Annotated in this window: 8 protein-coding genes; 6 read left to right on the forward strand and 2 right to left on the reverse strand. The window is 69.1% G+C overall.

Annotation, left to right across the window (positions count from 1 at the left end; translation table 11 throughout):
• Positions 1 to 8 precede the first annotated feature (8 nt).
• The 6 genes from BMZ17_RS16000 to BMZ17_RS16025 are packed head-to-tail and all read left to right on the forward strand — an operon-like array spanning position 9 to position 8,328.
• On the forward strand, positions 9 to 2,105 hold the full coding sequence (locus BMZ17_RS16000) for a glycoside hydrolase family 36 protein (RefSeq protein WP_093140685.1): 2,097 nt from the start codon (positions 9 to 11) through the stop codon (positions 2,103 to 2,105).
• Entirely contained in the window at positions 2,102 to 3,019 is a 918-nt protein-coding gene (locus tag BMZ17_RS16005) for an EamA family transporter (protein WP_093140690.1), read from the forward strand. The genes BMZ17_RS16000 and BMZ17_RS16005 overlap by 4 nt, the downstream gene beginning before the upstream one ends.
• Positions 3,020 to 3,036: 17 nt before the next feature.
• A complete protein-coding gene (locus BMZ17_RS16010) occupies positions 3,037 to 4,326 on the forward strand; it encodes a D-tagatose-bisphosphate aldolase, class II, non-catalytic subunit (protein WP_093140695.1) in 1,290 nt (429 codons plus the stop codon).
• Positions 4,307 to 5,473 carry an SIS domain-containing protein gene (locus tag BMZ17_RS16015; protein ID WP_254775388.1) on the forward strand — a complete coding sequence of 389 codons (1,167 nt, stop codon included), beginning with the start codon at positions 4,307 to 4,309 and terminating at the stop codon, positions 5,471 to 5,473. Before BMZ17_RS16010 ends, BMZ17_RS16015 begins: the two co-directional genes overlap by 20 nt.
• 5 nt (positions 5,474 to 5,478) lie before the next feature.
• On the forward strand, positions 5,479 to 6,426 hold the full coding sequence (locus tag BMZ17_RS16020; protein WP_093140704.1) for an N-acetylglucosamine kinase: 948 nt from the start codon (positions 5,479 to 5,481) through the stop codon (positions 6,424 to 6,426).
• A gap of 51 nt (positions 6,427 to 6,477) precedes the next feature.
• Entirely contained in the window at positions 6,478 to 8,328 is a 1,851-nt protein-coding gene (locus tag BMZ17_RS16025; RefSeq protein WP_093140709.1) for an NPCBM/NEW2 domain-containing protein, read from the forward strand.
• 247 nt (positions 8,329 to 8,575) lie between these two features.
• Here the strand turns inward: BMZ17_RS16025 and BMZ17_RS16030 are convergent, their stop codons facing one another.
• Positions 8,576 to 12,238: a porin family protein gene (locus BMZ17_RS16030; RefSeq protein ID WP_093140714.1), complete on the reverse strand. Its 3,663-nt coding sequence runs from the start codon at positions 12,236 to 12,238 to the stop codon at positions 8,576 to 8,578.
• A complete protein-coding gene (locus BMZ17_RS16035) occupies positions 12,235 to 23,403 on the reverse strand; it encodes an Ig-like domain-containing protein (protein WP_175485639.1) in 11,169 nt (3,722 codons plus the stop codon). Before BMZ17_RS16035 ends, BMZ17_RS16030 begins: the two co-directional genes overlap by 4 nt.
• Between the last annotated feature and the right edge of the window lie 7 nt (positions 23,404 to 23,410).

Genomic DNA, 23,410 nt, shown 5'->3' on the forward strand with positions numbered 1-23,410 from the left:
GTTGCCTCATGACCCCGATTGGACGCCGCACCGCATTGAAGTTCATCGCAGGCAGCGTGGCTGGCGGCATGACCTGGAGCGCGTCTCCTTGGGTCCGGGCCGCGACCACGGCCACCGAAGGCGGCCCGGCAGTCGCCGGGGACGAGGTCATCGCGCTGGCTTTCGACGGCCGCATGCGCACCCGCCTGTCCCGCAACGGCAAGGCGCTGACCACGTTCTCGCCCAGCGAAGCCCTGCTGCTGGGCGAGACCACGCTGGACAGCTTCGCCCTGGGCCAGCGCGAACTGCACGTGCTGGACGATCCGCGCCACGGCCGCGGCCGCCAGTGGGTGTTCACCGGCCGTGCCGAAACGCAGGCGGTGGAAAAGCAGGTTGCGGTCAGCAGTTTCGATGCCCTGCCCGGCCTGCTGTTGCTGCAGGTGCGCTACCGCAATGTGGGCAGCACGCCGCTGGCGGTGACCGGCTGGCGCACCGCCGGCCACACCTTGCCGGAAGTGGCCGGCGGCTTCTGGAGCTTCTCCGGCGCCACCCATACCGATCGCCGCGACTGGGTCCAGCCGATGGGCGAAGGTTTCGACCAGCCCAACAGCCTGGCGATGGATTCCTCCGACTACGGTGGCGGCACGCCGGTAGCCAATATCTGGCGCCGCGATGTCGGCCTGGCCGTGGGCCATGTCGAACTGGTGCCGCGCCCGCTGGCCATGCCGGTGCGGCGCACCACCAAGGGCGCCTCGATCGCGATCGAAGGCCAGCAGGCCAGCACCCTGGCGCCTGGCGCCGAGCTGGTGACCGAGCGCACCTTCATCGCCGTGCACCAGGGCGACTTCTACGCACCGCTTGCGCAGTACCGCAGCTTCATGGCGGCCGAAGGCATCGTCGGCGCCGCGCCGCCCGAATCGGCGTTCGCGCCGATCTGGTGCGCCTGGGGTTATGGCCGCGATTTCAACGTCAAGCAGATCGTCGACACCTTGCCCAAGGCGCAGTCGCTGGGCCTGGAATGGGCGGTGCTGGACGACGGCTGGCAGACCAACGAGGGCGACTGGAAGATCGACCTCAAGAAATTCCCGCGCGGCGATGCCGACATGCGCGCGTTCACCGCCGAAGTCCGCAAGCACGGCATGCGGCCGCGCCTGTGGCTGGCACCGCTGGCCGCCGACCCGGGCAGCGATGTGCTGCACGACCACGTCGACATGCTGCTGCTGGACAAGGACGGCGCCTTCCAGACCGTGACCTGGTGGAACGCGCTGACCCAGTGCCCCGCTTACCAGCCGACCATCGATTTCTACGTTGCGCTGACCAGAAAGATCATCGGCGACTGGGGCTTCGACGGCATCAAGCTGGACGGCCAGCACCTCAACGCGGTGGCGCCCTGCTACAACCCGGCGCACAAGCACGCCCATCCCACCGATTCGGTCGAAGGGCTGGCCACGTTCTGGCAGGCGATCCATCGCGCCGCGCGCGAGGTCAATCCGGACGCGGTGATCGAGCTGTGCCCCTGCGGCACCGCGTTCGCCATCCACAACCTGCCGGCGACCGATCAGTACCCGTCATCCGATCCGCTGTCCTCGTGGCAGGTGCGCAGCAAGGGCAAGTCGATCAAGGCGCTGATGGGCCATACCAGCAGCTATGCCGGCGACCACGTGGAGCTGTCGGACAACCGCGACGACTTCGCCTCCAGCGTTGGTTTGGGCGCGGTGATCTCGACCAAGTTCACCTGGCCGCGCGACACCGAGCATCCGGCCGAGCCGCTGCCACCGGGCGGCTTCGTGCTGACGCCGGAACGCGAAGCGCTGTGGCGCAAGTGGGTGGACCTGTACAAGGCGCACATGCTGCCCAAGGGCGAATACCTGGGGGCGCTGTACGACATCGGCTTCGACAAGCCCGAGGCGCACGCCATCGCCAAGGACGGGGCGCAGTACTACACCTTCTATGCGCCGAGCTTCGATGGTTCCATCGAACTGCGCGGCCTGGCCGCCGGCCGCTGGAAGGTCCGCGACCTGTTCAACGAGACCGACCTGGGCGCGGTGCAAGGGCCGGTGGCGAAGCTGCCGGCCAAGTTCGAACGCTTCCTCTTCCTGCAGGCCACGCCGGAGTCCGTCGCATGAGCGCCACCGTCGCAACGACCACGCCGCGCCGGCGTCCCTGGCTGACCTATGCATTGGTCACCGTGGTGCTGTGGGGCGTGTGGGGCGCGCTGTCGCCGCTGTCGGCCGCGCACGGCTTCCCGGACACGCTGGTCTACGTCGTGTGGGCGCTGACGATGGTGCCGCCGGCGCTGTACATCCTGGCGCGCGGCGGCTGGCAGCTGGAGCGTAGCCCCAAGGCGATCGCCTATGGCCTGACCGTGGGCCTGCTGGGCGCGGGCGGGCAGATGCTGCTGTTCCACACGCTGACGATTGGCCCGGCGTATTTCATCTTCCCGATCATCTCGCTGTCGCCGGTGGTGACCATCGCGCTGTCGTTCCTGCTGCTGCGCGAGCGTACCGGCTGGCAGGGCACGCTGGGCATCGTGCTGGCGCTGGTCGCGCTGCCGATGCTGGACCTGTCCTTCGGCCGCGGCGGCGCCGGGCTGGGCTGGTTCGTGCAATCGCTGCTGATCATGCTGGCCTGGGGCGTGCAGGCGTATTTCATGAAGCTGGCCAACGACAGCGTGCGGGCCGACAGCATCTTTGCGTACATGACCATCGGCGCGCTGCTGCTGGCGCCGGTGGCGCTGTGGATGACCGACTGGTCGCAGCCGATCAACACCGGCCTGACGGGCCCGTGGCTGGCCGCCGGCATCCAGGTGCTCAATGCGATCGGTGCGCTGACGCTGGTGTTCGCCTTCCGCTACGGCAAGGCGATGGTGGTCGCGCCGCTGAGCAACGCCGGCGCGCCGCTGGTGACCGCCGCGCTGTCGCTGCTGTTCGCCGGGGTGATGCCCGGCCCGCTCAAGGCCGCCGGCCTGGTGCTGGCGCTGGTGGCCTCGCTGCTGCTGGTGCTGGAACCCGAACGCGACCCCGCCGCTCCTCTTTCCTGATCGGACCCTTCGTCGTCATGCACGTTCTGCTCGACCTCATCGCGCGCCACAAGAAAGGCCACGCCATCGGCGTGACCTCGATCTGCTCGGCGCATCCCATCGTCATCGAAGCCTCGCTGCGCCATGCCCAGCGCACCGGCCAGGACGTGGTGCTGTTCGAGGCCACCTGCAACCAGGTCAACCAGGACGGCGGCTACACCGGCATGACGCCGGCGGACTTCGTGACCTTTGTGCACGGCATCGCCCAGCGCGTTGGCTTCGATGCGTCGCGCATCGCGCTGGGCGGCGATCACCTGGGCCCGAACCCGTGGACCACGCTCGATGCGACGGCCGCGATGGACAAGGCCGAAGTGATGGTCGGCGCGTTCGTGGCCGCGGGTTTCCGCAAGATCCATCTCGATTGCTCGATGGCCTGCACCGGCGATCCCGAGCCGCTGCCGGAAGCGGAGATCGTGCGCCGCGCCGTGCGCCTGGCCCGCGCTTCCGAAGCCGCGTGGCAGCAGGCCGGCGGCGAGGCACCGGTCTACGTCATCGGCACCGAAGTGCCCGTGCCCGGTGGCGCCACCGAAGCGATCGAAGGCCTGGCCCTGACCACGCCCGAAGCCGCACTGGCCACCATCGAAGCGCACCGCGTCGCCTTCGTCGAGGCCGGCCTGGAAGACGCGTGGCAGCGCGTGGTCGCCTCGGTCGTGCAGCCGGGCGTGGAGTTCGACCACCACAGCGTCATCGATTACGTGCCCGAGAAAGCCGTCGCGTTGAGCGCGGCCATCACTGCCGTGCCGGGCATGGTGTTCGAGGCGCATTCGACCGACTACCAGACCCGCGGCGCGCTCACCGCGCTGGTGCGCGACCACTTCGCCATCCTCAAAGTCGGCCCCGGCCTGACCTTCGCCCTGCGCGAGGCGCTGTGGGCGCTGGATGCGATCGAATCGGAATGGATCGATGAGCCGCGCCAGGCGCACCTGCGCGAGGTCGTGCTCGCACGCATGATCGCCGAGCCCAAGTATTGGCAGCGCTACTACCACAGCCAGGGCCACGCGCTGGCGGTGGACATGCACTACAGCCTGTCCGATCGCATGCGCTACTACTGGCCCGATCCGACCATCGAAAAAGCCCGCCTGCAGCTGTTCGACAACCTGCGCCAGAATCCGCCGCCGATCTCCCTGATCAGCCAGTTCCTTCCCCACGCATTGCACGCCCTCCGTACCGGGACCGCGACGCTCGACCCGCAGTCTTTGGCCATGGCCCACGTCAGTGCCGTCCTCGATGACTACCACCATGCATGCCATGACCAAGACCGCCCCTGAGTTCTTCGGCACCACCGAAGCCGAACTGCAGGCCACCAACGCCATCTGGACCGCGCGCGAGATCGCCCAGCAGCCTGTGATGCTCCAGCGCACCCACGCGCTGGTGGCTGGGCTGCACGCGCAGCTGCAGGCTTTCGTCGCGCCGATCGCCGGCAACCCGGCCGCGCGCGTGATCCTCACCGGCGCGGGCACCTCGGCCTACATCGGCCAGTGCCTGGCGCCGCTGCTGGACCGTCGCCTGACCGCGCGCGTGGACGCCGTGCCGACCACCGACCTGGTCTGCGCGCCGCAACTCTATCTCGATCCGGAACAGCCGCTGCTGCTGGTGTCCTTTGGCCGCTCGGGCAACAGCCCGGAAAGCATCGCCGCGGTCGAGCTGGCCGAATCGCTGGTGCGCGACGTGCGCCACCTGGTGGTGACCTGCAACGCGCAGGGCAAGCTGGCCTCGGCGCCAGTCGCGCACGCGATGACCATCCAGCTGCCCGATGAAACGCACGACACCAGCTTCGCGATGACTTCGTCTTTCAGCTGCATGATGTACGCCACCGCCGCGGCACTGCTGCCGGCAGGTGAACTGGACGCGCGCATCGACCCGATCGCGCAGGCGACCGAAGCGGTGATCGAGGACGCGCTGCCGCTGCTGCAGACCCTGGCCAACGCGCACCACGATCGCGTGGTGTACCTGGGCAGCGGCCTGTTCCAGGGCCTGGCGCGCGAGGCCACGCTCAAGCTGGGCGAACTCACCAACGGCGCGGTGGCGACCTGCTACGACTCGCCGCTGGGCTTCCGCCACGGGCCCAAGACCTTCGTCACCGGCGACACGCTGGTGGTGGTGTTCGTCTCCAACGATCCCTACACCCGCCGCTACGACCACGACCTGATCGACGAACTGCGCCGCGATGGCGTGGCCGCGCGCGTGATCGAGATTTCCGCCCAGCCGCGCGCCAGTGCGCTGGCCGACACGCTGGCCGTGCCGGGCCTGGAACACGCCAGCGACCTGGACCTGCTGTGGCCGTACATCGCCGCCGCGCAGATCTACGCCTTCCTGCATTCGCGCGTGCGCGGCGTGACCCCGGACAACCCGAATCCTGCCGGCATCGTCAATCGCGTCGTGCAGGGCGTGCAGCTGTACGCGCTGGAAGCCTGAGCCGGATGACGACGCACGCGCTGTACCTGGGCGTCGATGGCGGCGGCACCAAGACCCGCTTCGCGCTGGTCGATGGCGCCGGCACGCTGCTGGCCGAATCCCAACTGGGCACCACCTACCACCCGCAGGTGGGCCTGGACGGCGTGCGCCGCATCCTGGGCGACGGCATCACCGCGGTGCTCGACCAATTGGGTCGCACGCGCAGCGACATCGCGCAGGCGTTCTTCGGCCTGCCCGCCTATGGCGAGGACAGCCGCGCCACCGCGGCGTTGCAGGCGATCCCCGCGCAGGTGCTGGGCCACGACCGCTACGCCTGCGACAACGACATGGTGTGCGGCTGGGCCGGCTCGCTGGCCTGCGCGGACGGCATCAACATCATCGCCGGCACCGGCTCGATGGGCTATGGACGACGCGGTGCGGCCGCGGCGCGGGCCGGCGGCTGGGGCGAGGCGTTTTCCGACGAGGGCTCGGCCTACTGGATCGCCACGCAGGGCTTGAACGCCTTCTCGCGGATGAGCGACGGCCGGCTGCCGCGCGGGCCGCTGCACGCGATCCTGCGCGCGCACTTCAACCTCGTCGATGACCTCGACATTTGCGCGCACGTCTACGGCGAAGACGTCGGCACGCGCGGCGACCTGGCGCGGCTGTCGGTGCAGGTGGCGCAGGCGGCCAACGCCGGCGATGCGGTGGCGATCGGGATCTTCCAGCGCGCGGGCGAAGAACTCGCCCAGATTGCCGAAGCGCTGCGCGTGCTGCTGGGCTTCCAGCCTGGTGAGACGGTGCCGCTGTCGTATTCCGGCGGGGCGTTCAGCGCGGGCGCGCTGCTGATGCAGCCGTTCCAGGCCGCGTTGGCCAAGGCCAGCACCGACTTCGAGCTGCGCACGCCGATCCACGCGCCGCACTACGGCGCCGCCCTCTACGCGCTGCAGCTGGCCAGGCAGCAAGCCGCCTGACCTGGCTTTGATCGCTGCACCGCCCGTGTCTGACGCACAAGGAATGAAGCGATGAAGCGACTGCTGCTGGCCACCCTGCTCCCACTGCTGGCGCTGTCCGCCGCGGCGACCGAACGCGACGATGCACTGCAGCCCAGCGGACGCTTCAGCGTGTACGGCCACGGTGCCGCAGCGACGCCCCCGATGGGCTTCAACCCGTGGAACGCCTTCCGCACCGAGGTCGACCAGGCGCGGATCGAGTCGGTGATCGACACGATCCAGCAGCGCGGCCTGCAACAGGCCGGCTATCGCTACATCAACATCGACGATGGCTGGTGGCTCAAGCGCGGCGCGGACGGGAAGATCGAAATCCGCACGGCCATGTTCCCCATCGCCAAACAGGCGAATGGCGACACCAGCTTCCGTGCCTGGACCGACGCGCTGCACGCACGCGGCTTCAAGGCCGGGCTCTACACCGACGTGGGCCGCAATGCGTGTTCGCAGGCCTTCGACCGGCATAGTCCCAACCTGCCGGTCGGCAACGTGGCGCAGCGCGAGATCGGGCTGCAGGGCTTCGAGGCCTCGGACCTGAAAACGATGTTCCAGGACTGGGGCTTCGATTATCTGAAGGTGGATGCCTGCGGCCTGGCCGACTTCGGTGCAGGCAGCGAGCCCGTCGTCGAGAGCGGCCATCGCGTGCTGCGTCCGCTGATCGTGCGCGACGATGCGCAGCGCACCGATGCCGATGCGGTGGAAACGCAGTACGCGCGCGTCGGCCGGCTGCTGGCCGACCTCAATCCCGACAACGATTACGTGCTGGCGATCTGCCCGTGGGGGCAAGCCGGCGTGCGCAACTGGGGCGGCGATCACGGCCACCTGTGGCGCACCAGCCCGGACATCGAGCCGACCTGGGCCAGCATGCTGCACAACTTCGATTCGGCCTCGCGGCGCGAGCTGTATGCCGGCCCGGGCCGTTGGAACGATCCGGACATGCTGGCGATCGGGCTGGGCGATTTCGATGCCAAACACCTGACCGAAGCGCGCACGCATTTCTCGCTGTGGGCGATCCTCTCGGCACCGCTGCTGATGGGCTTCGACCTGACCCGGGCGCCGGCATCGCTGATCGAGCTCCTGCGCAATCCCGAAGTTATTGCGGTCAACCAGGACCCGGCCGGCAACCAGGGCCGCCTGGTCGTGGAGACCGGCCAGGTGCAGGTGCTGGTCAAGCCGCTGTCCACGCGCGGTGCGAAGGCCGTGGTGCTGTTCAACCGCGGCGACACGCCCGCCACCGCGCAGGTGGATGCAGCTCAGCTCAAGCTGCGTGCCGATGCGCCGCTGCAGGCACGCGACCTTTGGCAACACCGCGACCTGCCCGCCCACGCCGGGCCGCTGCGCTTCGCCCTGGCCCCGCATGCGTCGATGATGCTGCGCGTGCAGGGCACGCCGGCACTGGCCGAAGGCGAGCCACTCAGCGACATGACCGGACGCATTCACGTCGCGGTCGATGGCGTGCAGGGTTACAGCACCGACCTGGCCGGCATCGCCGGCACGCCGCGCACCGATGTCGCGCCCGACGGCAGTCCGCTGCGAATTGCAGGCACGACGTATCGCGACGGCATCGGCATCCACGCCGATTCACGCCTGGAAGTGCGCGCCGGCGGCGACTTCTCGCGCTTCACCACGCAGGTGGGTTTGCAGGACACGGCCAAGCCGGTCGCGGGCGACGTGGTGTTCCGGGTCTACGGCGACGGCCAGCTGCTGCACGAGACCACGCCCTTGCATCAGAGCGACGCTGCGACGCAGCTCACTGTGCCCGTGGCAGGCGTGCAGGTCATCGAACTGGTCGCTGCAGTCGCGGATACATCGGCAGTCGCGAAAACCCCAACCCCCGTGGTCGCCTGGGCCAACGCCATCCTGCAATGAGGGCCACAGACGCGCCACATGCCGGCGCACGCTGGCACGCCGTCTTGAACTCCCACACCGCCACCTGAATTAATAAACCGTTACGTTCAAAAAATTCAGGAGCGATTGCGCTTGGCAAGCAGAGACTCACTCCCGTACTCGCTGGGGTGGCTCTGGCGAATGCAGACAACGAGGCGTCCTCTCTCCCGCGTCGTTGCTCCCAAAGCCCGGCCTTTTCAGGTCGGGCTTTTTTATGCGCCGCGATGGCTCAGTAGTAGCCGGAGAGGTTGAGGAACCAGCCGCGCTGGTCGTACTTCAGCTCGGTCAGGTCGTCGCTGAAGCCGGTGAAGTTGTAGCCCAGGCCGATCTTGAAGTTCTCGCCGATCTGGCGGTCCAGACCGACCAGCCAGCCCTTGCGATCACCGCCGTCGCGCACGGTCAGCACGCGGTATTCGGCCAGCGCTTCCCACTTGGCGATCAGGGTGTAGCGCACCTGCAGCGCGGCGAACTCGGTGCGGCTGTCCAGCCAGTCGCCGGTGCCGCGGCCGGTGCGTGCCTCGCCACGGCGTGCGCCCAGCTTGGCGGCGACTTCCCAGTCGTCGTTGAGCTGCATCACGCCTTCCAGCGACAGCACGTGCGAGCGCTGGTCGGCGGTGTCGTTGCCGACCTGGCCCAGCGAGGCCACGTCATAGAGATAGGTGTACTTGCCGAACGCGGCCCAGCGCGTGTTGTCGTGCGGACGCCAGGCGAAGCCAACGTTGCTCTCCACCAGCTTGGCACCGGCCAGCGGGTTGAGGTCGTCATCGGTATCGGCATAGTTGGCGCGCGCGGCCAGGCGCCAGTCTTCGTTGAGCTTGATCAGCAGGCGGTTGGTAGTGACCCACTGCGTGCGCTGCTCGGCGCCGCTGTCCTTGCGGTATTCCAGCTTGCTCGACCACTGGGTCTTGGCATCGGTGCGACCGCCGCTGAGGCTGTAGGCGTGGCGATCGACCGGTCCGCTGACCGAGTCCAGGTTGCCGTCCATCAAGGTCGCGCCGATGGTCCAGCCATCGCCGGGCGAGTAATCCATGCCGACGGTGTTGGTCAGGCCCGAGGTCTCGCTGTCGATGTCCTTGAGATATTGGCTCTCGTTGTAGACGTTGAGCCGGTCGGTGACGCGCCAGCGCTGGCCGGCGGTCCAGCCATTCTGTGTCGTCGTGGCGCTGCTGTTGGTCCACAGGTCGTCGGTGAGCTGGTCGCTGGTGTAGCGATAGCCGCCATAAAGGGTCTGGTCGCGGTTGACGCGGTATTCGGCGGTGACCGCGCCGCCGTGGCCGCGGCTGCCGGCGCTGAGTTCCGCCCCGACGGTGGAGCGATCGCCGAACTGATATTCGGCGCCGACCGTGGCCAGGTTGTTGCGCTCGTAGGCGCCGTCATCGTCGTTCAAGGTGAGCTGGCCGATGCCGTACAGCTCCAGCTCCGGGGTCAACCGGTAGTGGTAGCTCAACGCGCCCAGCGTGGCGTCGTAGGGCGTCAGCGTGCCGCGCTCCTGGAGCTGGCGCAGCTCGGCGCCGATGCGCGTCTTCTCGCCCAGCCGCCAGTCGGCGGTGAGTTGGGTCTGGGCCAGCGACTGCGCGCCCTGCTCGGCCTTGGTGTAGCGCCCGTACAGGCTGAAATCATCGGTGACATACCCCAGGAACTCAGCGCCGTATTCGGTCACCGGCAGGCCGGTGTCGTAGCGCGAGACCGAGAAGCCGGCATCCACTTCGCGCCACCACGCGCCCATCGTCCACTCGTGGCGCGTCCAGCCCAGTTCCTTGAGGTTGGCGCGGCCTTCGACCGACCACGCATCGCCCGAACGCGCGCCGCTGTCCGGGTTGCGCTGGACGAAGCTCAGGCCGCCGTTGTCCGAATAGAAGATCGGCGCGGCGGTGGCTTCGGACTGGGTCAGCTCGGCCTTGAGATACGTGCCGCGCCCGACCTGCAGGGTGAGATCGGCGCCCTTGAGCGTGTAGTCGTCGCCGCCGCGGTTTTCATCGACATAGGTGCCGCCGACGGCGACGTGATCGCCGAACCAGTGCTTGCCGCGCCAGCCCATGCTGACGTCGTCGGTGTCGAAGTCGTCCGGGACGTATTCGTAGTCGACCAGCAGGATCTGTGAGTAGCCATCCAGCGGCGTGTCGCGGGTGATGCTGCGGACGTTCTCGCGGGTGATCTGGGCCAGCGGCCGGGTCAGGAAGATCCGGCCCTGCAGGTTGTCGACTTCGTAGTCGACGCCGTTCTGCAGGGTGACGCGCGCCTCGGTGAGCCCGGTGGTGGGGTCGCGCACCTCCATGACCACCTGGTCCGAGCCCGGCAGGATGTCGGTGTGGCGCAGGTAGTACAGGCTGCCGCCGGTGCCCAGGAATTCGCTGTGGCCCAGCGCGGTCTGCGCCTGCGAGCCGAACGCCTTGACCTGCGTGCGCGCCTCGCCCAGCGGCGTGGTCGCGCGCGAGCGCCAGTCGATCGCCGCACCGTACAGCGAGCGGTTGTACTGGCCGTATTCGGTATCGGAAAACCCGGTGACGAAGTTGCCCCACACCGCCTGGCTCTGGTCCCAATCGGCGCGCAGGTACAACTTGCCCTGCGTATCGACGTCGCGATAGGTGGTCGAGTCGTCGCCGTAGGTCGGGTAATACAGGTCCGGATCGAGCCGCCAGAAGATGTCTTCGGCATCGGCTTCGAAGAAGCCATCGAACAGGTGGTCCAGCTGGTTTTCGCGCGTGTCGGCGTGCGCGGTGACCAGGTATTTGCCGCGCCATTTGCCCTTGGCGTAGAAAGCCAAGCGGCCTTCACTGAGGAAGCCATCGTCATCGCGGCCATCGCTGGCCAGCGGATCGGTGTTGCCGCCGGCGCTGTTGCGCGACAGAGTCACATCGGCGATGCCCACCGCGTAGGCGTAGCTGCCGCTGACATTGACGTCCACCGTTTCCTGCACCGGTGCCGCGCCCGGCGTGGCCGCCTGCACCTGGTAGCGATGGTCGCCGACCGGCTCCAGGAACTCGGCCGCGAACTGTCCGTCCTGCAGCACCGGGAAGTTGAGCCCGTTGATGCTCATCCGCGTGCCGCGCGGGATGTCCGTGCCCTGGATGCGCACGCGCGAGCCGCGGATGGAGATGTTCTGCAGGCGCAGGCCGTTGACGCCGTAGATGGCATCGGTGATCGCCACGTCCAGCGCCGCGTCGCCGTTGAGCGCCTGGCCGTCCTGGCGCAAGGCATTGGTGCTGGCCAACTCCGAGCCACGCTCGTAGTCAGCCGGGGTCACCAGGCGGATGCGCTGCGAACGGGTTTCGTCGAACGCACCGCCCTCGCCGTAGGCGCGCGCGATGTAGAGCAGTTCGTCGTCTTCGCGCAGGTTGAGGCTGGCCGGCAGCGCGCCGTCCCAGGTCGCATCGCCCAGCGGCGTCACCGGCAGTTCGACCGTGGCCAGCGGCGTCACCAGATCGGTGTCGCTGGCGCGGTAGACGGTGACCTTCAGCTTGTCGATGAAGGCGGTGTAGTTGCTGTAGCTGTGGAAGCGCACCGGCCGGGTGATGCGCCCGTCCTGGAACGGCACCATCGTGCCGGCCTGCACGTTGAGCACCGGCTCGGCCAAGGCGGGGTCTTCGGTCGCCCAGACCACGCCGCCCTGCGGCAATTCCAGCGCACCGGCCGCCGGCGCCGACAGCGGGCTCAGCAGCGAGATCGTTTCGTTCGGCGTGGCCGCGGTAGGCGCAGCCAGCGGATCGTTGCCGCTACCGGTATGCAGGTGGGTCTGGTCCTGCTCGCTGACGGTGTAGAGCACGGGGCGACCGACACCGCAGCCCTGCACGCCGCAGTGTTCGACCTCGCCGCCGGCCTGCTGCGCGCGCGCCATCGTCGGCAACGCCAGCATGATCGAGACGGCCAGCCAGGAGCGCCGGGTATTGTTCATGGCGTGCCCTCCGCACCGGCCACACGCACATCAGGAACGGTGCCCGGTGGCAGACGCGGCGCGAGCAGCTGGCGCACGGACTCCACGCGTCGCTGGGCCTGCGCGGGATCACCTGCCGGGACTTCGATCACCGCGATGCGATGTGCCGCCAGCGCGTCGCCCGCGGCCAGCAGCAGGGGCTGATCTGCAGCGCGTGGCGCATCGCCGTCGAACAGCGCCGGCAGCAGCTGCGCGGCGTTGCCGCCGACCTGCAACAGGCCGCGCCTGCCCGCGTCGCGCACCGCCACGTCCACCGGCACGCCAGCCTGCGCCTGCAGCGCGGACTGGGCCGACAGCGCGCGTTGCAGCGCGATGGCGTCTTCACCCGGCGCAGCGTCGACGCTGACCTGGGCATCGGCGGTTTTCACCAGCGCGGCGATCTCGGCGATGGTCTGTACGTGCTCGCTCGCCACACTGCCCTCTGTATCGAACAGCGCCGGCGCCAGCTGGATCTGTTTGCCCGCACTGGCCGCGTTGGCAGACGCGTCGCGCTGCGGTAGCTTCACGCCGAAGTCGAAGCGCACCGGAATGCCGGCGGTGATGCGGCGCACGCGCGGATTGGGCGTGGTGAAGGTGGTGCCGGCTGGCAGCGTCGCCGTATCGACCTTGAGGATGAAGTTGCGCCCGCGCGCGGCGTTGCCGGCATTGACGCCGATCACGTGGTAGCGGCCGTAGCCATCGGTGGTGGAGATCAGGCCTTCAACCGAGCCGATGCGCACGCCGGCGATGCCGCGTTCGCCCGGGCTCTGGATGCCGTTGCCGTCGCGGTCGTCGAACACCGTGCCCAGCACCAGGCTTTCTTCCATGACCGGATCGCCCTCGATCTCGACCACGGCGCTGGCTTCGTTGCTGATGACGAAGCCTCCGTCCTCTTCGTTCTCGCGCACGACACCGACACTGTTGTGCATGCCTGTCCCGACACCGGCACCAACGCGCAGGTAGTAGGTGAAGACCACGCGCTGGCCCACATCAAGGTCGACGCCACGGATGGTGATCGGCGAGGTCGCGCTGACACGCGCAGCCGTGTTGGCGGCGGCCACCCGGGCCTGCATGCCGACCGCGGCAGCGAGCATCGTGGAACTCAACGTCATGGACCTGATCTGCGCGGTCGGCTGCGTGGCGCCGAGATCGTTGCCATCCAGCTGCATCGTGCCTTCGATGTAGGTGAACCCAGGCGGCGGCGTGATGGAGACGGTGTCGTTGGTGTGATCGAGCGTGCCGACGTTCTCGACCGTGGCGGTGTAGCGCACCGCGCCGCCGATGCGCACCGTGCGCTGGGCCACGGCCAACTGCAGGCGCACGCTGAATTCCAGGCTGTTGACCGCGATGGTCACCACCGCCGTGTTGCACACCGGCGTGGGCGCGGAGGTATCGCAGACGCGATAGGTGAAGGTGTCGTTGCCGCTGAAGCCGGCGTTGGGCGTGTAGGTGCACGTGCCCTGCGCGCAGGTCGCCGTGCCCGACGCCGGCGCACCGACCACGCTCAGCGAGCCCGGATCCAGCGGCGCACCGACGGCGGTGTCGTTGGCCAGCACGTCGATCACCACCGGGTTGGGCGCGGTGGCCTGTGCGGCATCGGCGTTGGCCGTGACCTGGTTGGGCAGCACGGTGACGTTGACCGTCGCGGTGGCGCAGTTGGACGGCACGGCGGTTTCGCAGACCGTGTACTGGAAGCTGTCCGGGCCGCTGTAGTTGGTCTGCGGCGTGTAGACGATGCCGCCCTGGCCGTTGCTGACCGCCGCGCCGTGTTCGGGCGTGGTGACCTGGGTGATCGTGGCGCGCGTGGCATCCAGCGCGGTGCCGCTCTGGCTGTCGTTGCCGAGCACGTTGATCAGCTGGCCGGTGTTCTGCGGTACCTGTGCGGCGTCATCGACGGCCTGCAGCGGCTGCGCGCGCACGGTGACGGTCACGGTGGCGTCGTCGCAGCTGGCGGGGTTCTGCGCATCGCAGATGCGATAGGTGATCAGGTAGGTGCCAGCCGGCGTATTGGGCGCGACATCCAGCAAGCCGTTCTGGTCGATCGACAGCGGGCCCTGCGTGACCGGTGCCAGGGTCACTTCGCCCGCGACCGGCGCGCGGCCATTGAAGAGGTCGTTGGCCAGCACGTTGATCACGTCCTGCGCGCCGGCCACGCCATCGACCGGGCCGACGCTGTCGTCGTTGGCGACGATCGCGGCGGCCTGCACGGTCACGCTGACCTGGGCCAGGTCGCAGTTGGCCGGGTTCGCGCGTTCGCAAATGCGATAGGCGGCAATGTAGGTGCCGGCCGCTGTGCCGGCGGCCACGCCGACCGTGCCATCGGCGGCGACGGTGATCGCCGGTTGGCCGGAGGTCTGGGTCAGCAAGACCGTAGTCGCGGTGGCCGCCACGCCGCCCAGCGTGTCGTTGGCCAGCGCATTGCCGATGTTGATCGCGCCGCTGGTGCCGTTGACCGGGCCGAAGCTGTCGTCGACCGCGTTGATCGGCAGCACTGCGACAGTGACGGCCACGGTGACCGTGGCGGTATCGCAGTTGGTCGGCGCAGCGATTTCGCAGAGGCGATAGCTGGCGGTGTAGCTGCCGGCCGCGGTGCCGGCCGCCACGGTGACGGTGCCGTTGCTGGCGATCGTCAGCGCGGGCCCGCCGGTGAGCTGGGCCACGGTGACAGTGGAGATGCTGGCGGGCGCACCGGCCAGGGTGTCGTTGTCCAGCACGCTGCCTGACGCCACGCCACCGGGCACGCCGGTCAGGGTGTCGTTGACGGCGTTGATCGCATTGACCGTGGCCACGACGGTCACGGTGACGGTGGCCGTATCGCAGTTGGTCGGGCTGGCGATTTCGCAGAGCTGGTAGGTCGCGGCGTAGGTGCCCGCGGCGGTGCCGACGGCAATGCTGACGCTGCCATCGCCGGCGATGGTGATCGCCGGTGCGCCACCTTGTTGGGTCACGGTGACATTGGCGGTCGTCGCCGGCGCGCCGGCCAGGCGATCGTTGCTCAGCACATTGCCGGCCGCGATGCCGCCGGCACTGCCGCTGAGGCTGTCGTCGACGGCGTCGATCGCCGCTGCCACGGCGCTGACGTTGACGGTGACCGTGGCGGTCGCGCAGTTCGTCGGGGCGCCAACCTGGCAGATCTGATAGCTCGCCGTGTAGCTGCCCGGTGCAGTGCCGGCCGCAACGCTGACCGTGCCGTCGCTGGCGATCAGGATCTGCGGCTGGCCACCGGTCTGGGTGAGCGTGACATTGGCCGTCGTCGCCGGCGCGCCATCGACTGTGTCGTTGGCCAGCACGTTGCCGGCGATGGCCTGGCCCGGCGTGGCGGCGAAGGTATCGGCACTGGCGCTCACCACGACCGGTGCGGCAGTCACGGTGACCGACACCGTCGCGGTGGCGCAGTCGGTGGTGCTGCCGGTGGCGCAGATGCGGTAGGTGGCGGTGTAGGTGCCGGGCGCCGTGCCCGGCACGATGCTCACTGTGCCATCGGTCGCGATCAGGATCGCTGCCTGGCCCGTAGTCTGGGTCAGGTCGACATTGGCCGGGGTTGCCGGGCTGCCACCGACGGTGTCGTTGTCCAGCACGTTCCCCGGCGACGGGCCGCCGACCACCACGCTGAAGGTGTCGTTGCCGGCCACCACGGTGACCGGCGCGGCAGTGACCGTGACGCTGACCGTCGCGGTGTCGCAACTGCCCGGATCGCTGGTCGCACACAGGCGATACGTCGCGGTGTAGGTGCCTGCGGCCAGTCCCGTGGCGACGCTGACCGTGCCATCGGCGGCGATGGTGATCGCCGGGCCGCCGCCGAGCTGGGTCAGGGTGCTGTTGGCTTGGGTCGCGGTCACGCCATCGACGGTGTCGTTGGCCAGCACGTTGCCGGCGTTCGGGTTGCCCGCGGCGCTGGTGAAGCCGTCATCGGTCGCCACGACTGTCGCCGGCGTGACCGACACCGTGACCAGCACGTTGGCCTCTTCGCAGGTGCTGGGCACGGTGGTCAGGCAGATCCGATAGCGCGCGGTGTAGGCGCCGGCCGGCGTGCCGCTGGCCACCGAGACCACGCCTGCGGTGTTGATGGTGATGCCCGGCGGCGTGCTGGACAGCTGCTGCACGGTGATTTCGCCGGTCGTGGCAATGGCGCCATTGACGGTGTCGTTGGCCAGCACGCTGCCGACGCTGGTATTGCCCGCGGTGCTGACGAACACATCGTCCACCGCCACTAGCACCGGCGCGGTCGCGGCGACCACCACCGTGACATCGGCGGTATCGCAGTTGCCCGCGTTGCCGACCTGGCAGATCTGGTAACGCGCGGTGTAGGTGCTCGGCGCGGTGCCGGCGGCGACCGAGACCGCGCCGTTGGCTGCAATCGTGATCGCCGGTCCGCCAGCAAGCTGGGTCAACACCACGGTTGCGGTCGTGGCGATGGCGCCATCGACCGTGTCATTGCCCAGCACGTTGCCGGCGTTGGCCGTGCCGGCGGTGGTGGCGATGTTGTCGTCCACCGCCAGCACCAGCGCGGCGGCCGGCGTCACGGTGACGCTGACATCGGCGGTGTCGCAGCTGGTCGGCACGCCGATGACGCAGATCTGGTAACGCGCGGTGTAGCTGCCCGGCGCGGTACCGGGGGCGATGCTGACGGTGCCGTCGCCGGCGATCACGATGGCCGGCGCGCCGGCGAGCTGCGTCAGCACCACATTGCTGGTATTGGCCGCCGCGCCGTTGGCGCTGTCGTTGAGCAGCACGTTGCCGGCGCTGCTGCTGCTGCCGGACGGTGCAGAGAACGCATCGTCGACCGCATCGACCACCGGCGCCGCGGCGGTCACGGTGATCGCGACATCGGCTTCGTCGCAGTTGGTCGGCGCGGCGATCTCGCAGATGCGATAGCGCGCGGTGTAGCTGCCGGCCGCCGTGCCGGCAGCCACGCCGACGGTGCCATCGGCCGCGATGGTCACTGCCGGCGAACCGCTGAGCTGAGTCACCGTGACGTTCGTGGCCGTCGCCGGCGCACCGGCCAGGCTGTCGTTGGACAGCACGTTGCCGACACCGGCATTGCCCGCGGTGCTGGAGAAGCTGTCGTTGACCGCCACCGCGGTGATCGGCGCCGCCGTGACGGTCACGGTGACGGTGGCGGTCGCGCAATCGGTGAGGCTCGTGGTCGCGCAGATCTGGTAGCTGGCGGTGTAGCTGCCGGCCGGCGTGCCGGCGGCCACGCTCACCGTGCCGTCAGCAGCGATCAACAGCGTCGGCGCACCGCTCTGCTGGGTCAGGCTGACCGTGCTCGCCGTTGCTGCCGCGCCGTTGACCGTGTCGTTGAGCAAGACGTTGCCGGCGCTGGTCGCCCCGACGGTCGCGTTGAAGGCATCGGCCTGCGCCACCACGGTGACCGCGGCGGTGACGTTCACCGTGACGGTGGCGTCGTCGCAGTTGGTCGGGCTGGCCAGCTCGCACAGGCGATAGCTGGCGGTGTAGCTGCCGACTGCGGTGCCTGCCGCGACCGAGACCGTGCCATCGGCGGCAATCGTGATCGCCGGCGTTCCGCCCAGCTGGGTCACGCTGGCCGTCGTGGTGGTGGCAGCGGCGCCGTCGATCGTGTCGTTGCCCAGCACGTTGCCCGCGCCGGTCGCGCCGGCCGACGCGGTGAAGCTGTCATCGCCGGCAACCACGGCATTCACCGCGGTCACGCTGACACTCACGCTGGCGGTGTCGCAGCTGGTCGGCGCGGCGATCTGGCAGATCTGGTATTCGGCCGCATAGGTGCCGCCCGCGGTGCCGACGGCCACGCTGACCGTGCCATCGCTGGCGATGACGATGGCCGGCGTGCCCGCGTTCTGCGCCAGGGTGACATTGGCCGTGGTGGCCTGGGTGCCGCCAACGCTGTCGTTGGCCAGCACGTTGCCGACGTTGGTGTTGCCCGCGGCGCTGGTGTAGCTGTCGTTGACCGCGTCGATCGGCTGCACCGTGGCGTTGACCGTGACGGTCACCGTCGCCGTGGCGCAGTTGCCCGGGTTGGCCTGCTCACAGATGCGATAGGTGGCGACATAGCTGCCGGCGCCGGTGCCAACGGCCACGCTCACTGCGCCATCGGGCGCGATGACGATCGCAGGCAGCCCGCTGAGCTGGGTCAGGGTGACGTTGCCCGTGGTCGCTGGCGCGCCATCGACCGTGTCATTGATCAGCACGTTGCCGACGCTGTTGCTGCCGGCCGTGGTGGAGAACGTATCGTCGACCGCGCTCACGGCCGCCGTTGCTGCGACGGTCACCGTCACCGTGGCCGAGTCGCAGTTGGTCGGCGCCGCGGTCTGGCAGATCGTGTAGGCCGCGGTCTGGGTGCCGGCCGCCGCGTTGGCGGCAACCACCACGGTGCCATCAGCGCCGATCGTGATCGCCGGCGTGCCGCTGGTCTGGGTCAGGGTGACGTTGGCGGCCGTGGCGGGCGCGCCGGCCACGGTGTCGTTGGCCAGCACGTTGCCTGCGTTGGTGCTGCCGGCCGCGCTGGAGAACGCATCGTTCACCGCCGCAATCGGCGCGGCCACCGCAGTGACGGTGATGGTTACGTCGGCGGTATCGCAGTTGCTCGGCGCACTGAGCAGGCAGATGCGATAGCTGGCGTTGTAAGTGCCCGGCAGCGTGCCGGCGGCCACGCTCACCACGCCGCTGCTGGAGATCACCACTGCGGGCGTGCCGGTGAGCTGGGTCACGCTGACGCTGCTGGTGGTGGCCGCGCCATCGACCGTATCGTTGCCCAGCACGTTGCCGACGTTGGCATTGCCGGCGACGCTGGAGAACGCATCGTCGACGGCGACCACGCTGGCCGGCGCGGTCACCGTCACGGTGACCGTGGCGCTGTCGCAGCTAGTGGGGAACGCCACTTCGCAGAGCTGGTAGGTCGCGGTGTAAGTGCCCGCGGCGGTGCCCGTCACGATGCCGACCGAACCATCCGTGGCAATAGTGATCGCTGCCTGGCCGCCGGTCTGGGTGAGTGTCGCGTTGGTGGGCGAAGCCGGCTGGCCGCGCACGCTGTCGTTGGTCAGCACGTTGCCGATGCCGCTGCTGCCGGACAGCGCCGAGAACGCATCGTCGGCGGCCACCACCGCCGCGTTGACCGTCACCAGCACGGTGGCGGTATCGCAGTTGGTCGGCGCGGCGGTCGCGCACAGGCGATAGCTGGCCGAATAGGTGCCCGGCGCCGTGCCTACGGCAACGCTCACCACGCCGTTGCTGGCGATGCTCAGGGTCGGCGTGCCGGTGAGCTGGGTCAGGGTCGCATTGGCGGTCGTCGCAGCCCCGCCATCGACGCTGTCGTTGTCCAGCACGTTGCCGGCTGCGGTCTCGCCGACCAGGATGCTGAGCCCGTCGTTGACCGCATCGACCACCACCGCGCTGGCGGTGAGGGTGACGGTCACCGCCGCGGTATCGCAGTTGTCGGTCGAACCGGTCTGGCAGATGCGATAGGTCGCGTTGTAGGTGCCGGCCGCCGTGCCCGCGGCCAGGCTGACGCTGCCATCGCTGGCGATGACGATCGTTGGCGTGCCCGTGGTCTGCGCCAGGCTCACGTTGGCCGTGGTCGCCGCGGCGCCATCAACCGTGTCGTTGCCCAGCACGTTACCCAGCGTGCCGGTGCCGGTGGCACTGGTGAAGCTGTCGTCGTTGGCGGTGACGTTCACCGTCGCGGTGACGTTCACCGTGACGGTGGCGGTATCGCAGGTGCCGGTGTTGAGCTGGCACAGCCGGTAGCTGGCGCTGTAGCTGCCCGCCGCGGTGCCGCCGGCCACGCTGACCGTGCCATCGGCGCCGATGCTGATCACCGGTCCGCCGCTGAGCTGGGTGAGCGTGGCATTGGCGGTGGTGGCGGCTGCACCATCCACGGTGTCGTTGAGCAGCACGTTGCCGGCGTCGGTGCTGCCGGAGGCGGCGGAGAACACATCATTGACCGCGTCCACCACCACCGGTGGCGCCGTGACGGTCACGCTGACATTCGCGCTGTCGCAGCTGGAAGGCTGGGCCTGGCTGCAGATCTGGTACGACGCGGTGCGCGTGCCTGCCGCGACGCCAGCGGCAACGCTGACCGTGCCATCCGCCGCGATGACGATGTCCGGGCTGCCGCCGGTCTGGATGACGGTGACATTCGCGGCGGTGGCCTGCGCGCCGGCCACGCTGTCGTTGCCGAGCACGCTGCCGCCGCTGCTACCCGCGGCCAGGCTGAAGCTGTCATCGACTGCATCGATCGCGGCCGTGGTCGCGGTGACCGTGACGGTCACGCTGGCGGTATCGCAGTTACTGGCGTCGTTGAGATCGCAGATGCGGTAGCTGGCCGTATACGTGCCGGCTGCGACGCCCGCCGCGACCGTCACCGTGCCATCGCTGCCGATGCCCACGCTGGGCGAGCCGGTGAGCTGGGTGATGGCGACTGTTGCAGTGGTCGCCGGCGCGCCATCGACGGTGTCGTTCACCAGCACGTTGCCGGCGCTGCTGCCGGGCGTGGTGCTGAAGCTGTCGTTGGTCGCGGCGATCACTGCAGGCGGTGCGGTGACGGTGATCGTGACGCTGGCGGTGTCGCAGTTGGTCGACCCCGCGGCGGCGTCGCAGATGCGATAGCTGGCGGTGTAATTGCCCGCCGCAGTACCGGCGCGCACGCTGACCGCGCCGTCGCCGGCGATGGTGATCACCGGCTGGCCGCCGGTCTGGGTGAGCACGACGTTCGAAGCCGTCGCCACCACGCCGCCCAGTGTGTCGTTGGCCAGCACGCTGGTGTTGGCCGTGCCTCCGCTGACGATGGAGAACGCATCGTCCACCGCATCGATCGCCGGCGCGGCAGCATTGACCGTTACCGTGACCGTGGCGGTATCGCAGGAGGCCGGCGAAGCGCTGGCGCAGATCTGGTAAGTGGCGGTGTAGGTACCGGCCGCCGTGCCGGCCGCGACCGTGATCGCACCACTGCCGTCGATGTTGATCGGGCCGCCCGCACTCTGCTGGGTGACGATGGCATTGGCGGTGGTCGCCGCAGCGCCGCCGACGGTGTCGTTGGCCAGCACGTTGCCGGCGCTGGTGGTGCCGGCGGTGATCGAAGCGGTGTCGTTGACCGCCTGCACCGGGATCACCGGCGCATTGACCGTGATCGTGACGCTGGCGCTATCGCAGACCGTGGTCGAACCGGTCTGGCAGATCGTGTAGCTGGTGGTGTAGCTGCCCGGCGCAACGTTGGCCGCCACGCTCACTGTGCCATCGGCGGCGATGGTGATGCCGGCCGGCACGTTCTGCTGGGTCAGGGTGACGCTGGCGGCGGTCGGGGTGGCGCCATCCAGGCTGTCGTTGGCCAGCACATTGCCGGCGTTGGCATTGCCGGCCAGGGTGCTGACGACATCGTCGACCGCATCGATCACCGGGTCCGCAGCGCTGATGGTCACCGTGACCGACGCCGATGCGCAGTTGCTGGTCGCCGCGGCCTCGCAGATCGTGTAGCCAACGGTATAGACGCCGGCAGTGGCGTTCGCCGCGACGTTGACCTCGCCCGCCGGCGTGATCGTGATGAACGCCGGCGCGCCCGCGGCCTGGGTCAGCACCACGGCGCCGGACGGGATCGCGCCGCCGTTGAAGCTGTCGTTGTCCAGCACGTTGACCAGCGCGTTGCCGCCGGTGGTGGCGCTGACCGGGCCGGCGGTGTCGTTATTCGCAATCAGCGTGGCCGCGGCCACGGTGATCGAGGCGGTCGCGGTATCGCAGTCGCTGGGCGTGGCGACCAGGCAGATGCGATAGGTCAGGCTGTAGCTGCCGGCCGCAGTGCCGACGGCGACGGTGATCGCGCCAGTGCCGGTGTTGAGCGCGATGTTCGGCGTCGACGGTGCCGTGGCCACGGTCAGCGTCACGTTGGTGGTGGTGGCCTGCGCACCGTTGGCCAGATCGTTGGCCAGCACGTTGGCGATCGCCACGCCGCCGGCGGTGGCCGGTGCGCTGCCGCTGTCGTCCAGCGCATCGATCGTGACCGCGGCGGCGGCCACGGTGACGGTGACCGTCGAGGTCACGCAGTTGCTCGGGTTCAACACCTCGCACACGGTGTAGCTGACCGGATAGGTGCCGGGCGTGGCGTTGGCGGCGACATCGACCGTGCCATTGGCGTTGATCGTGACCGGCGCGCTGCTGACCGGCGCCAGCGTGACACTGCCGGGCGCGATCGTCGCGCCGTCCAGCGTGTCGTTGTCCAGCACGTTGACCACGGCGGTGCCGCCGGTGGTGGCATTGATCGGGCCGGCGGTATCGGGATTGGCGGCCAGCACCGCGGCGCCGACCTGGATCGTCGCCGTGGCCGTCGCGCAATTGCTCGGGTTGCTGGTCTGGCACAGCTGGTAGCCCAGCGTGTACGTGCCGGCCGGCGTACCAGCAGCGACGGCGATCGCGCCGGTGCTGGTGTCCAAAGTGATGTTTGGCGTTGAGGGTGGCGTGACCACGCTGAGCGTGGTGTTGGCCGAAGTCGCGGCGGCGCCAGCCAGCGTGTCGTTGGTCAGCACATTGCCGGCGTTGGTGCTGCCGCTGCGCCCATTGACCGGGCCGATCGCGTCGTTGTTCGCGACGATGCTCGCCGGCGTGACCGGGATCGTCGGCGTGGTCGAGGTGTTGTTGCCCGGCGTCGGATCGCTGATGGTCACCGGCAGCACGACCGTGGCCGTGTTCGCAGCGATGGTGCTGGGCGTAGTGGTCGGCGCGGTGGCGTTGATCACCACGGTGGCGCTGCCGTTGGCGGCCAGGTCCAGCTGCAGGGCCAGGCTGCCGGCGCCGCTGCCGAGGCTGCAGATGGAATTGGCCGTGGGCGTACAGGTCCAGGTGACGTTCTGCAGCTGCGGCGGCACGCTGTCGTTGAGGGTGATGCCCTGCGCGCGCGACGGGCCGGCGTTGGCCACGGTGATCTGGTAACGCACCGGCCCACCCACGGGCACCGGCGACGCACTGAGCACCGTCTTGGTGACGCTGATATCGGCCTGCAGCGCCAGCGTGTTCTGGTCGGTTGAACTGTTGTTGGACGTGTCCGGATCGCTGGTATCGCCGGGCAAGGTCAGCGTGGCGGTGTTGGACAGCGTCGCCGGATAGGTCTGCGCCAGCAGCGGCAGCGGCGCCAGCAACACGCACGCGCACAGCCACCGCATCGCGTTACGGAAGAGGCGCAAGCGCGGC

The organism is Pseudoxanthomonas sp. GM95 (genome assembly GCF_900109775.1).
GTDB lineage: Bacteria > Pseudomonadota > Gammaproteobacteria > Xanthomonadales > Xanthomonadaceae > Pseudoxanthomonas_A.

Excerpts from the sequence above, each read along its gene's own strand:
- BMZ17_RS16000 (WP_093140685.1), top strand. The coding sequence starts at position 9 with ATGACCCCGATTGGACGCCGCACCGCATTGAAGTTCATCGCAGGCAGC.
- BMZ17_RS16020 (WP_093140704.1), top strand. The coding sequence starts at position 5,479 with ATGACGACGCACGCGCTGTACCTGGGCGTCGATGGCGGCGGCACCAAG.
- BMZ17_RS16005 (WP_093140690.1), top strand. The coding sequence starts at position 2,102 with ATGAGCGCCACCGTCGCAACGACCACGCCGCGCCGGCGTCCCTGGCTG.
- BMZ17_RS16015 (WP_254775388.1), top strand. The coding sequence starts at position 4,307 with ATGACCAAGACCGCCCCTGAGTTCTTCGGCACCACCGAAGCCGAACTG.
- BMZ17_RS16025 (WP_093140709.1), top strand. The coding sequence starts at position 6,478 with ATGAAGCGACTGCTGCTGGCCACCCTGCTCCCACTGCTGGCGCTGTCC.
- BMZ17_RS16030 (WP_093140714.1), bottom strand. The coding sequence starts at position 12,238 with ATGAACAATACCCGGCGCTCCTGGCTGGCCGTCTCGATCATGCTGGCG.
- BMZ17_RS16010 (WP_093140695.1), top strand. The coding sequence starts at position 3,037 with ATGCACGTTCTGCTCGACCTCATCGCGCGCCACAAGAAAGGCCACGCC.